Genomic DNA, 12,057 nt, shown 5'->3' on the forward strand with positions numbered 1-12,057 from the left:
CAGAGCAGGACCCGCACCACTCGTGCTCAGGAGCCGAACGCGGCGCGGAGGATCCGCTCCTCCACCGGGTTCATGGCCACGGCCTTGGCGTCGGTCGCATTGATCGAGTGGACGAGGGTGCGGGAGAGGTCGGGGGTCGTGGCGATCACCGTGCGGTAGCCGGGGCGGGAGCCGGACTTGAGCCAGAGTGTGAGGCCGTCCTTGCTGTAGTACTGCAGGCCCGCGCTCATGGTCGCCTCGCCCTCCTCGACCTTCGGGAGCGTGAGCATCTCCTTCTTCAGGAGCGGCTTCGGGACCACCTTTCCGCGGAACAGGCCGAAGAGGAGGCGTTCCAGGTCCGCCGTCGTGGAGATCATGTCGCCCGCCGCCCAGCGGTCCGACATGTTCCACTCGGTGGCGTCCACGAGGCGGCCGTCGGCGAGTTTCTGGTAGCCGCGGTTGTGGGGGCCGTGGATGCGGGGGTCCGGGCCGCCGGGGAAGGAGGTGTGCCACATGCAGAGCGGCTTGAAGATCCGTACGGCCGCCTGGTGTTCGTACGAGTCGCCCGTGACCTTCTCGATGAGCATGCCGAGCACGGTGTAGTCGATGTTGCCGTACACCTGCCGCTGGCCCGGATCGAACGCGCGCCCCTTGGCGACGGACGAGGCCACGACCTCCTCGGGCGTCAACGTCTTGTAGCGGTTCTCGAAGCCCTCCCCGGCGACGTCGCCCAGTGAAATGCCCGGTTGCAGGCCACTGGTGAAGATCAGCAACTGCCGTACGGTGATGGGGTCGAAGTCGTCCGAGAGCAGGCCGGGAAGGTACGTCTGGACGTGCCCGTCCAGGTCCACCTCCCCCTCGGCCGCGAGCTGGAGTACGACGGCCGCCGTGACCACCTTGGTCGTGGAGCCGGCCCGGAAGCGGCCGTGCTCCAGGGCGGCGCGACCGGTGGCGAGATCGCGCACGCCGGCGCTGCCGTGCCAACTGCCGTCCGTGCCGCCGACCCGTACGAGCGCGGCTGTCGCGTCCTTGTCCGGGTCCGGCAGGTCGGCTATCGCGGCGCGCAGGGCCGCGGCGTTCGGGCCGTCGGCCTTCCGTACGACCGTTGAGGCGGGGGAGGCGGCAGCGGCCCCGGCCAGGGGTCCGGCTGCCAGGCCCAGGACGACGACAGCGGCGCAGACGGTACGGACACGGGCATGCATCAGGCGACTCCTCGAGGTGGTGGATCTTCATCCTCCGCGCGTATGCCGCCCCCGCGGATCATCACCGAGGAGGGCACCGCCCCTCGGCCGACCCTCAGCCAACTGACGTGCCGGTCAAGGGTGTTGTCAGGGGTCTCCCTTAAGGTCCGCGGTCGTATCCGTGAAAAAATTGTTATCGCGGAGAGGTTTCCGCCGTCTCCTGTGCACACGCGGCACACAAGCCCCACCTGACACCCACAGGCCGCGCCCCCGCACTCGTTGTCGTACAGGAGCTCTTCATGGCAGAGCACAACAAGCACCGCATCAGCCGCCGCGGCATGGTGAAGATCGCCGGAGGCGTCGCCGCCGCGGGTGCGGTGGGCGGCATGGCGGTCTCGCTGAGCGGCCGCGACTCGGCCGGCGCCGCGCAGACCGGTACGCCCGCGTCGTCGCCCAGCACCTCCAGCACCACCGCCCCCAAAATGACCTTCGCGCACCCCGGGATGCTGCACAACGCCGGCGACCTCAACCGCGCCAAGATGCGCGTGGCCGCGAAGGGAGAGCCCTGGCTGGCGGGCTGGCAGCGGCTGACCGCCAACCGGCACTCCGCGAGCACCTGGAAGCCCAACCCGCAGGCCAGGATCATCCGCGGCGGCCCGGGCCAGAACTACGCCATTCTCTTCAACGACATCCACGCCGCCTACCAGAACGCCCTGCGCTGGAAGATCGCGGGCACGAAGGAGAACGCCGAGGCGGCCGTCGCGATCCTCAACGCCTGGTCGGCCACGCTCACCACACTCACCGGGAACTCCGACCGGTTCCTGGCCTCCGGCATCTACGGCTACCAGTTCGCGAACGCCGCCGAACTCGTCCGCGACTATCCGGGCTTCGACCTGACCCGCTTCAAGAAGATGCTGCTCAACGTCTTCTACCCACTCAACGACCACTTCCTGATCAACCACAACGGCGCCGTCATCACCAACTACTGGGCGAACTGGGACCTCTGCAACATCGCCTCGATCATGGCGATCGGCATCCTGTGCGACGACAGGGCCAAGTTCGACCGTGCCGTGGAGTACTTCAAGAAGGGCGCGGGCAACGGCTCGATCAAGAACGCCGTCCCCTTCGTGTACGAGGACCAGGGCCTGGCCCAGTGGCAGGAGTCCGGTCGCGACCAGGGCCACACCGCGATGGGCATGGGACTGATGGGCTCGATCTGCGAGATGGCGTGGAACCAGGGCGTCGACTTCTACGGCTATGACAACAACCGCCTGATGAAGGCCGCCGAGTACGTCGCCAAGTACAACCTCGGAGGAGACGTCCCCTTCACCAAGTACGTCTGGCGCACCGGGACCAGGGGCGCCTGGCGCGAGCAGACCGTGATCTCCAACATAGGCCGCGGCCAGATTCGCCCGGTCTGGGAGCTTTTGCACAACCACTACGCCCGGCGCCGCCGCCTCCCGGTGCCGCACGTCACAGCGATGGCTGAGAAAGTACGTGCCGAAGGCGGCGGCGGAGACTACGGCCCCAACAGTGGCGGCTTCGACCAACTGGGCTTCGGGACGCTGCTCTACAGCAAGTGACATCGGTGCGGGAAGGGGCGTACGTGGACGGACGGCAGTGGCGTACGACCATCGCGGCAGCGCAGGCCGGTGACCGGCGCGCCCTCGACGAGCTGGTCAAGGGCTGGCTGCCGCTGGTCTACAACGTCGTCGGCCGCGCCCTGAACGGTCACGCGGACGTGGACGACGTCGTGCAGGAGACCATGCTGCGGGCCGTGGACAACCTCGGCTCGCTGCGGGATCCGGACAGTTTCCGCTCCTGGCTGGTCGCCATCGCGATGCGGCAGATACGGGACCGGGCGCGGCGCCGTACGTCCGAGTCGCTGGCTGAGGACGCCGCGCACGAGGCCGCCGACTTCGCCGAACTGACCGTACTGCGGCTTCAGTTGGAGGGGCAGCGGCGTGAGGTCGCGGAGGCGGTGCGCTGGCTCGACGACGAGGACCGGCAGCTCCTGTCGCTGTGGTGGCTGGAGGTCGCGGGCGAGCTCACACGGCGGGAGCTGGCGTCGGCGCTCGGCATCAGCCGGCAGCACGCCGCCGTGCGCGTCCAGCGGATGAAGGCACGCCTGGAGACCGCGCGGGGCATCGTGCGGGCGCTCGGCTCGTCCTGCCCCGACCTGCGCGAGGTCACCGCCCGCTGGGACGGGCAGCCCGACTCGGTGTGGCGCAAGCGGCTGGCCCGGCACATCCGGGACTGCCGCCACTGCTCCGGGCGGCGCGAGAAGGTCGTACCGGCCGAACGCCTGCTGGTCGGGCTCGCGCTCGTCCCCGTCCCCGTCGGCTTCACGCTCTCGCTGGTCTTCGGCGGCAAGACGGCGGTCGCCGCGACGACGGCCGCCACGACCGTTGGCTGGTCCGCCAAGATCGTCGGTGCTTTCACCAAGCCCGCGGTGGCCATGACGGCCGGGGCGACGATGGTCGCGGGCGGCGCCTACGTGGTCACACAGCCGCCGGACGCGCCGCGCCCCCGCGTCGCGGCCCCCACGGCGCAGAGCACGGTCCGTCCGAGTCCATCACCCACGCCCACGCCGACGCCCACCCCCTCACCCACGAGGAGGGCCAGCCTGTACGGCACGGTCGTCGACGCCGTTGACCAGGCACCCGACCCGAACGCGCGCCCCGCCGAGCTGCCGCGCCGGCCCGAGTCCGGCATCACCAGCACCGGTGGCGGGCGGGCCGTGATGCAGCACCGCGGCGAGAGCGTGACGCTCAGCGGCCAGGGCTATGTACTGGTGCGCTGGCAGATCTCCCCGCATGACCGGCCCGGCGGCCTGGTCATGCCGACCTGGACGGGCCTGCGGGGCAAGCTCTTCCACGTCGCGTCCGGCGGCGGCCGACGAATGGACGACGCCGGCGGCACCCGGCCCGGCTATGCCACCGGAATGGGCAGCCCGGACATCGGCTTCACCGTCCTGCCGGAAGGCACCCAGCAGATGTGGCAGAACGAGTTCTTCTACGTCGACGGCACCGTCACCCTCAACGTCAACGAGCGCGGCGCCTCCTACGGCCTGGCCGTCTTCCCGACCGACTGGGAAGCGGTGAACAAGGACATCACGACCGGCCCCGAACAGGGCGCCATCCGCTACGGCCTCACCCGCGACAACGGCAAGGACACCGCCCCGGTGCCCCAGTACGTCACCCGCTCGAAGCCCGCCGATCCGGCGACGGTGCCACAGCGCTCCCGGGTGACGACCTAGGGGGCTTCTGACGGCACCTGCCGAAGCGAGCACAGCGTGTCGATGCGGTTCGTCGTGATCGAGTCGGCTCCCGCATCCAGCAGCCGTCGCATCGAGCGGCGGGTGTCGGGGGTCCAGGTCGACAGGAGGTAACCGTCGCGGTGGACGCGGGCGGCGATATCGCGGTCGACCAGGCTGAAGCGGTAGTTGAGCCAGCGGGGGCGGATCGCTTCGAGGAGGGCGGGGCGTGGGGGCGCGAGCGTGGTCCAGGTGAGGGCGATCTCCGCGGCGGGGTCGGCCGCGCGGACGGCGAGCATGGTCTCGGCGCCGGCGCTGTAGTACACGCGCTCGTCGGCGCCGAGGTCGCGGATGACGTCGACGATCCGGCGTACGGCCCGGGGGTTCGCGGCGCCCGGCAGATCGACCATGAAGCGGCCGTGGTCGGTCGCCTTCAGTGCCTCCTCCAGGGTGGGAACGCCACCGGAGGTGAGTCCGTGCACCTCGTCCGAGGAGAGCGAGCTCAGCGGCCGGTCGTGCTCCCACAACCGCTTCAGCGTCGCGTCGTGCAGCAGCACCGGCACATCGTCGCGGGTCAGCCGCACATCGAACTCGACGGCGTCCGCGCCCCGTTGGAGCGCGGAACGCAGCGAGTCGATCGTGTTCTCGCGGACGCGATAGGGGTCGCCGCGATGGGCCACGGCTGTCACGGAACGCATGGGCCCATTGTGCTGGTTCAGTTCGCGAGCCATGCCGCGGTGTACGTGTCGATCTCCCCGGCCAACTCCGCCTTGCCGACCGGGTCCAGGAACGACGCCTCGACGGCGTTCTTGGCGAGCGCGGCGAGACCCTGTTCGTCGAGGCCAAGGAGGCGGGCGGCCACCGCGTACTCGTTGTTGAGGTCCGTGCCGAACATCGGCGGATCGTCGGAGTTGATGGTGACGAGCACCCCGGCCCGTACGAACTCCTTGATCGGGTGCTCGTCGAGCGTGCGGACCGCACGCGTGGCGATGTTGGAGGTCGGGCACACCTCCAGCGCGATGCGGTGCTCGGCCAGGTGCGCGAGGAGCTTCGGGTCCTGCGCCGAACTCGTGCCGTGCCCGATGCGCTCGGCGCGCAGGTCGGTGAGGGCGTCCCAGACGGTCTCCGGCCCGGTCGTCTCACCCGCGTGCGGCACGGAACGCAGCCCGGCCGCGATCGCGCGGTCGAAGTACGGCTTGAACTGCGGCCGGGCCACGCCGACTTCGGGCCCGCCGAGCCCGAACGAGACGAGGCCCTCCGGGCGGATCTTGTCGGTGGTGGCGAGCCGGGTGGTCTCCTCGGCGGCCTCGAGACCCGCCTCTCCGGGGATGTCGAAGCACCAGCGCAGTACGGTCCCGAAGTCGGCCTCGGCTGCCTTGCGGGCGTCCTCGATCGCGTCCATGAATGCGCCGTCCTCGATACCGCGACGGGTCGAGGAGAACGGCGTGACGGTCAGCTCGGCGTAGCGGATGCGCTGCCGCGCCATGTCGCGGGCGATCTCGTACGTGAGCAGGCGTACGTCCTCCGGGGTGCGGATGAGGTCCACGACGGACAGATACACCTCGATGAAGTGGGCGAAGTCCGTGAACGTGAAGTAGTCGACGAGCGCCTCGGGGTCGGTCGGCACCTTGGAGTCGGGGTGGCGGGCGGCCAGTTCGGAGACGATACGGGGGGAGGCGGAGCCGACGTGGTGCACGTGGAGTTCGGCCTTGGGCAGCCCGGCGATGAAGGAGTGCAGGTCGCGGGGGACGGGCACGGCGGGCGGGACGTTCGGGTCGCGGTGGTCGGTCAAGGGTTCCTCCCCGGGAACGGCGCCCGGCCGGTGTCGAGTTGTGTACCGGTGGGGCGCGGATGATCGGCTGATCGGTGGTGCGGGATCATCGTAGGCCGGGGTCCATGGGCCCGTGGTCCGGCCGTAACATGACGGAACGTACGACAGAGGGGACTCCGCGCATGTCCGACGCCGCGCAGCCGCCGGGTACGCCGGGGAACGGCGAACCGAACCCGTGGGCTCCGCCTGAGCACCGGGCTCCGACTGCCGGAGCCCCGAGCGCAGGTCCGCAGGACGCGACTCCCCAGGTTCCCTTGGACGAGCCGGGCGCTGGGGCAGCTTCGGGAGCGGGGGCTTCTGGGCCGCCCTACGGTGCCGGGGGCTCCGGGCAGCGGGGCGGCGCCGGCTCACCTTCCGTGCATGACCAGCCGACGGTCACCTCGATACCCAGCGCGGGCACGCCGCCTTCGCCGGGCGGCGCCCAGCCCTGGGCCAATCCCGTGGCACCGCCGGCCGCCTCCGGCCCAGGCAACCCGTTCGCGGGCCCTGGCGGTACGCCCCCGAATCCGCCGAGTCCGTCGAATCCATCCGGCAACCCCTTCGCGGCCCCGGGCGGCGGCCCCGGCGAACCCGTTCCCCCGCCCCCCATCTCCCCGGAAGGGCCAGGCCAGGTGCCCTACGGCTATGGCTACCAGGGACAGCAGCCCTACTATCCGGCCACCCCGGGCGCCGGTCCCGGCTACGGCTGGCCCGGGATGCCCATGGCGCCGAGCAACGGCATGGGCACGACGGGGATGGTGCTCGGGATCATCTCTGCGGTCGGTTTCTGTCTCTGGCCGGTGGCCATCATCCTGGGCATCCTCGCGGTGATCTTCGGCGCGATCGGCCGCGGCAAAGCCCGCCGGGGCGAGGCCACCAACGCCGGCCAGGCCCTGGCCGGGATCATCTGCGGAGCCGCGGGCATCGCGCTGGGCGTGACCATGTTCGTGCTGGTCATCATCGCCCCCGGCCTGCTCGACGACAGCGAAACCGACTACTCGAACACGGGCGACGACGGCTTCAACACATCACTCGTCGCCGAACGCTAGCGGCTCCGCCGGGGTGCGGATAGGCGGGGGGTTGGAGTGGGAGGGGTTTTCTTCCCCAGGCCCGCCCCTTCCCGAAACTGGGGCTGCGCCCCCAGACCCCCCAAGGGGGTGGGGGTGACAGTCGTGTCGCGGCCGCGGGTGCGTCGTGGCTGGTCGCGCAGTTCCCCGCGCCCCTGAAGGGGCGCTCCCGGAGCCGCCAGCCACCATGCTCACCAGCCCCGACGTGCCCGCACTCGCCCTCCGGCGGGAGGGGACGTGGGCCGGTGCGTCGTATGCCCGTCGCTTAGGTTCTGTCTCAGGCCACCAGGACCCTGTACCAGCAAAGGGCCGTATGCCCGGCCTGCGACGGGCTGACGCACCGGCCCACGGCCCCGACCCACCCACCGGACCCAAAGGGGCGCGGGGAACGGCGCGAGCAACCACCACGAACCCGCACCCGCCCCACCGCCGGAGGCACCCGCGACCAGCCACAACGAACCCGCACCCGCCAACGATCAACAGATTCCGTCGCTTAACCAAAAGGCAACAACGGAATCCCTTGTTGCGCAGACCCCCCTCTGTCAGGATCAGCCTTCAAATCGAGCTGGAGCCACGCCACCCCCCTCCCCCGGAGGGGAACGGCGGCGGAGGAGAGCGACATGCACAACGCGGGCCAGATCAAGCACGTGCAGCGCAGCATCAGGAACGGCGGACCCTCCGTCACCCGCCGTTCACTGCTGCGCGCCACCACCGGCGGCGCCCTCACCCTCGGCGGCGCCGCAACGCTGAGCGCCTGCGGCATCCCGGCGGCAAAAAACACCGCAGGTGTCGACTCCGACGACCACTCGGCCAAGGAGAAGGAGATCAGCTTCTCCAACTGGACCGAGTACATGGACGTCGACGACAGCGAGAAGCGCCACCCCACGCTCGACGCGTTCACGCAGCGCACCGGCATCAAGGTCAAGTACACCGAGGACATCAACGACAACGTCGAGTTCTTCGGCAAGATCAAGCCCCAGCTGGCGGCAGGCCAGGACACCGGCCGCGACCTCATCTGCGTCACCGACTGGCTGGCCGCCCGGCTGATCCGTTTCGGGTGGGTCCAGAAACTGGACCCGTCCAACCTGCCGCACGCGTACGCCAACCTCTCCCAGCAGTTCCGCAACCCCGACTGGGATCCGGGACGCGCGTACTCGTATCCCTGGACCGGTATCTCCACGGTCATCGCGTACAACAAGAAGGCACTCGACGGCGTCGAGGTGAAGTCCGTCTCCGACATGCTCGACAACCCCAGGCTCAAGGGACGCGTCGGCTTCCTCTCCGAGATGCGCGACAGCATCGGCATGACGCTGCTGGACCTGGGCAAGGACCCGGCGAAGTTCACCGACGACGACTACGACGCGGCGATCGCCCGCCTCCAGAAGGCCGTCGACCAGGGCCAGATCCGCCGCTTCACCGGCAACGACTACACGGCCGACCTCACCAAGGGCGACCTCGCGGCCTGTATCGCCTGGGCCGGTGATGTCGTCCAGCTCAAGGCGGACAGCCCGGACGTGGACTTCGTGATCCCGGACAGCGGCTACATGACGTCGACCGACAACCTGCTGGTCCCCAACAAAGCCCGCCACAAGACCAACGCCGAACGGCTCATCGACTACTACTACGAGCCCGGCCCGGCCGCGCAGCTCGCCGCGTACATCAACTACGTGTGCCCCGTGGACGGTGTGAAGGCCGAACTGGCGAAGATCGACGAAGACGCGGCGAACAACCCGCTGATCATCCCCGACGCGGCCATGGCCGCCAAGTCGCGCTCCTTCCGCTCCCTGAGCACGAAGGAAGAGACGGCGTACGAAGAGAAGTTCGCAAAGCTCACAGGGGCGTGACGATGATGACGAAAGACACCAGCGGCGATGTCCGCCTCTCCGGAATCAGCAAGACGTACGGCTCCTTCACCGCCGTGCACCCGCTCGACCTGACCGTCCCCCAGGGATCGTTTTTCGCCCTCCTAGGGGCATCGGGTTGCGGAAAGACCACCACCCTGCGGATGATCGCGGGCCTGGAGGAACCCACGTCGGGAAACGTGTCCCTGGGAGACCAGGACGTGACGAACCTGCCGCCCTACAAGCGGCCGGTGAACACCGTCTTCCAGTCGTACGCCCTCTTCCCGCACCTCGACATCTTCGAGAACGTCGCCTTCGGTCTGCGCCGACGCGGCATCAAGTCCGTGAAGAAGCAGGTCGAGGAGATGATCGAGCTCGTACAACTCGGCGAGCAGGCCCGCAAGAAGCCGCACCAGCTCTCCGGCGGCCAGCAGCAGCGCGTCGCCGTCGCCCGCGCGCTGATCAACCACCCCAAGGTGCTGCTCCTCGACGAACCCCTCGGCGCCCTCGACCTCAAGCTGCGCCGTCAGATGCAGCTCGAACTCAAGCGCATCCAGACCGAGGTGGGCATCACGTTCATCCACGTCACGCACGACCAGGAGGAGGCCATGACGATGGCCGACACGGTCGCCGTGATGAACGCGGGCCGTGTCGAACAGCTCGGATCGCCCGCCGACCTCTACGAGAACCCGAACACCACCTTCGTCGCCAACTTCCTCGGCACCTCCAACCTCATCGAGGCCGAGGTCGACACCAAGAGCGGCGACGAGATCGTGCTCAGGGCGGGCGGTGGCAAGCTCTCCCTGCCGGCCGCGCGCTGTTCGGCGCCCACCGCGACCGGCGGCAAGGTCCTGGTCGGCGTCCGCCCCGAGAAGATCTCCCTCACGCATGCCGACGACGCGGGCGGGATACCCGAGGGCCGCAACCGCATCACCGGGAAGATCGCCGACTCCAGTTTCATCGGCGTCTCCACGCAGTACGTCATCGACAGCCCCGTCTGCCCCGAGTTCGAGGTCTACGTCCAGAACATCGACCGCGACGCCCGCCTCGTCCCCGGCGCCGAGGTGGTCCTGCACTGGAGCCCGGCGCACACCTTCGGCCTGGACGCGACTCAGGACATCGATGCAGGTGTCGAGACAGTCGGAGAAGAGGCCTCGGCATGACGACCGTCACCGAGGCGCCACCGCCTCTCGCACCCACCCCACAGAAGAAGCCCCCGCGCAGAAGAGGCCGCCTCACCCCGTACTGGCTGCTCCTGCCCGGCATCCTCTGGCTGCTGCTCTTCTTCGCGCTGCCGATGGTCTACCAGGCCTCCACGTCCGTGCAGACGGGCTCCCTGGAGGAGGGCTACAAGGTCACCTGGCACTTCGCGACCTACTGGGACGCGGTCTCCGAGTACTGGCCGCAGTTCCTGCGCTCGGTCCTCTACGCCGGCACCGCCACCGCCCTGTGTCTGCTGCTCGGCTATCCGCTCGCGTATCTGATCGCGTTCCGCGCGGGCCGCTGGCGCAATCTGATCCTGATCCTGGTCATCGCGCCGTTCTTCACCAGCTTCCTGATCCGTACGCTCGCCTGGAAGACGATCCTCGCGGACGGTGGCCCGGTCGTCGGCGCCCTCAACTCGCTGCACCTGCTGGACGTCACGAGCTGGCTCGGCATCACGGCCGGTGACCGCGTGCTGGCCACGCCGCTCGCGGTGGTCTGCGGACTCACGTACAACTTCCTGCCGTTCATGATCCTGCCGCTCTACACCTCCCTCGATCGCATCGACGGCCGCCTCCACGAGGCGGCGCACGACCTGTATGCCAAGCCGTTCACGACCTTCCGCAAGGTGACCTTCCCGCTGTCCATGCCGGGCGTCGTCTCCGGCACGCTCCTCACGTTCATCCCCGCCAGCGGTGACTACGTCAACGCCGATCTGCTCGGCTCCACGGACACCCGCATGGTCGGAAACGTGATCCAGGGCCAGTTCCTGCGGGTTCTCGACTATCCGACGGCCGCGGCTCTTTCCTTCATCCTCATGGCCGCGATCCTCATCATCGTCACGCTCTACATTCGCAAGTCCGGAACGGAGGATCTGGTCTAAATGGTCCTCGTACGCTGGCTCAAGCGCCATCTCGTCGTCATGGCAGGCCTGTTGACGCTCGGATATCTGCTCCTGCCGAACGTCGTCGTCACGGTCTTCTCCTTCAACAATCCGAAGGGGCGCTTCAATTACGAATGGCAGCAGTTCTCCACGGACGCCTGGACCGATCCGTGCGGGGTTGCCGATCTGTGCGGTTCGCTGTCACTGAGTCTGCAGATCGCGGCCTGGGCGACACTCGGCGCGACGGTTCTCGGCACGCTGATCGCCTTCGCGCTGGTCCGCTACCGCTTCCGCGCGCGGGGCGCCGTGAACTCGCTGATCTTCCTTCCCATGGCGATGCCCGAGGTCGTCATGGCCGCCTCCCTGCTGACGCTTTTCCTCAACATGGGCGCTCAGTTGGGTTTCTGGACGATCCTGATCGCCCACATCATGTTCTGCCTCAGCTTCGTCGTGACAGCCGTCAAGGCGCGCGTCATGTCGATGGACCCGAAGCTGGAGGAAGCCGCGCGGGATCTGTACGCCGGACCGGTCCAGACCTTCGTCCGCGTCACCCTGCCCATCGCGGCCCCCGGAATCGCCGCGGGCGCACTGCTCGCCTTCGCGCTCTCCTTCGACGATTTCATCATCACCAATTTCAACGCGGGTGCGACCGTCACCTTCCCCATGTTCGTCTGGGGCTCGGCGCAACGCGGCACACCCGTCCAGATCAATGTCATCGGTACGGCCATGTTCATCGTCGCCGTACTGATCGTGCTGTCCGGAATGGTCATCAGCGGTCGCCGAAAGCGGCAGAGAGCATAACCGGGCACAACTGCCAAAATTCTGTGGGGAGTTGAC

Annotated in this window: 9 protein-coding genes and 1 pseudogene; 7 read left to right on the top strand and 3 right to left on the bottom strand. The window is 68.8% G+C overall.

From position 1 onward, the window contains the following. Window positions 1-26: 26 nt before the first annotated feature. Entirely contained in the window at window positions 27-1,181 is a 1,155-nt protein-coding gene (locus ACYVO6_RS27410; RefSeq protein ID WP_461065627.1) for a serine hydrolase domain-containing protein, read from the bottom strand. Between the two features lie 278 nt (window positions 1,182-1,459). On the opposite strand from ACYVO6_RS27410, the gene ACYVO6_RS27415 reads away from it, so the two are divergent. Both ACYVO6_RS27415 and ACYVO6_RS27420 read left to right on the top strand, forming a co-directional pair. Continuing rightward, the gene (locus ACYVO6_RS27415; RefSeq protein WP_461065629.1) at window positions 1,460-2,743 is read left to right on the top strand and encodes an alginate lyase family protein; all 1,284 of its coding nucleotides are present in this window, start codon (window positions 1,460-1,462) and stop codon (window positions 2,741-2,743) included. Window positions 2,744-2,766: 23 nt separating this feature from the next. Continuing rightward, the gene (locus tag ACYVO6_RS27420; protein ID WP_461065631.1) at window positions 2,767-4,419 is read left to right on the top strand and encodes an RNA polymerase sigma factor; all 1,653 of its coding nucleotides are present in this window, start codon (window positions 2,767-2,769) and stop codon (window positions 4,417-4,419) included. Here the strand turns inward: ACYVO6_RS27420 and ACYVO6_RS27425 are convergent. Continuing rightward, window positions 4,416-5,114 (bottom strand): glycerophosphodiester phosphodiesterase, encoded by a 699-nt coding sequence (locus ACYVO6_RS27425; protein ID WP_461065633.1) that lies wholly within the window; start codon window positions 5,112-5,114, stop codon window positions 4,416-4,418. The two genes, ACYVO6_RS27420 and ACYVO6_RS27425, sit on opposite strands and share 4 nt — an antisense overlap. Before the next feature lie 17 nt (window positions 5,115-5,131). Beyond that, window positions 5,132-6,355 (bottom strand): annotated as a pseudogene (locus tag ACYVO6_RS27430) (adenosine deaminase). A 248-nt stretch (window positions 6,356-6,603) separates the two neighbouring features. Between ACYVO6_RS27430 and ACYVO6_RS27435 the strand changes: the two are divergent. The 5 genes from ACYVO6_RS27435 (at window position 6,604) to ACYVO6_RS27455 (ending at window position 12,021) form a co-directional block, all read left to right on the top strand. Next, window positions 6,604-7,275 carry a DUF4190 domain-containing protein gene (locus ACYVO6_RS27435; protein ID WP_461065635.1) on the top strand — a complete coding sequence of 224 codons (672 nt, stop codon included), beginning with the start codon at window positions 6,604-6,606 and terminating at the stop codon, window positions 7,273-7,275. 638 nt (window positions 7,276-7,913) lie between these two features. Then, window positions 7,914-9,137 carry an ABC transporter substrate-binding protein gene (locus ACYVO6_RS27440; protein ID WP_461065637.1) on the top strand — a complete coding sequence of 408 codons (1,224 nt, stop codon included), beginning with the start codon at window positions 7,914-7,916 and terminating at the stop codon, window positions 9,135-9,137. 5 nt (window positions 9,138-9,142) lie between these two features. Beyond that, the gene (locus ACYVO6_RS27445) at window positions 9,143-10,297 is read left to right on the top strand and encodes an ABC transporter ATP-binding protein (RefSeq protein WP_461065695.1); all 1,155 of its coding nucleotides are present in this window, start codon (window positions 9,143-9,145) and stop codon (window positions 10,295-10,297) included. Beyond that, window positions 10,294-11,220: an ABC transporter permease gene (locus ACYVO6_RS27450; protein WP_461065639.1), complete on the top strand. Its 927-nt coding sequence runs from the start codon at window positions 10,294-10,296 to the stop codon at window positions 11,218-11,220. The genes ACYVO6_RS27445 and ACYVO6_RS27450 overlap by 4 nt, the downstream gene beginning before the upstream one ends. Next, window positions 11,221-12,021 (top strand): ABC transporter permease, encoded by an 801-nt coding sequence (locus ACYVO6_RS27455; RefSeq protein ID WP_461065641.1) that lies wholly within the window; start codon window positions 11,221-11,223, stop codon window positions 12,019-12,021. It abuts the gene before it with no gap. Window positions 12,022-12,057 lie beyond the last annotated feature (36 nt).

The organism is Streptomyces pseudoechinosporeus, from assembly GCF_054783935.1.

Excerpts from the sequence above, each read along its gene's own strand:
- ACYVO6_RS27425 (WP_461065633.1), bottom strand. The coding sequence starts at position 5,114 with ATGCGTTCCGTGACAGCCGTGGCCCATCGCGGCGACCCCTATCGCGTC.
- ACYVO6_RS27410 (WP_461065627.1), bottom strand. The coding sequence starts at position 1,181 with ATGCATGCCCGTGTCCGTACCGTCTGCGCCGCTGTCGTCGTCCTGGGC.
- ACYVO6_RS27440 (WP_461065637.1), top strand. The coding sequence starts at position 7,914 with ATGCACAACGCGGGCCAGATCAAGCACGTGCAGCGCAGCATCAGGAAC.
- ACYVO6_RS27415 (WP_461065629.1), top strand. The coding sequence starts at position 1,460 with ATGGCAGAGCACAACAAGCACCGCATCAGCCGCCGCGGCATGGTGAAG.
- ACYVO6_RS27450 (WP_461065639.1), top strand. The coding sequence starts at position 10,294 with ATGACGACCGTCACCGAGGCGCCACCGCCTCTCGCACCCACCCCACAG.
- ACYVO6_RS27455 (WP_461065641.1), top strand. The coding sequence starts at position 11,221 with ATGGTCCTCGTACGCTGGCTCAAGCGCCATCTCGTCGTCATGGCAGGC.
- ACYVO6_RS27445 (WP_461065695.1), top strand. The coding sequence starts at position 9,143 with ATGACGAAAGACACCAGCGGCGATGTCCGCCTCTCCGGAATCAGCAAG.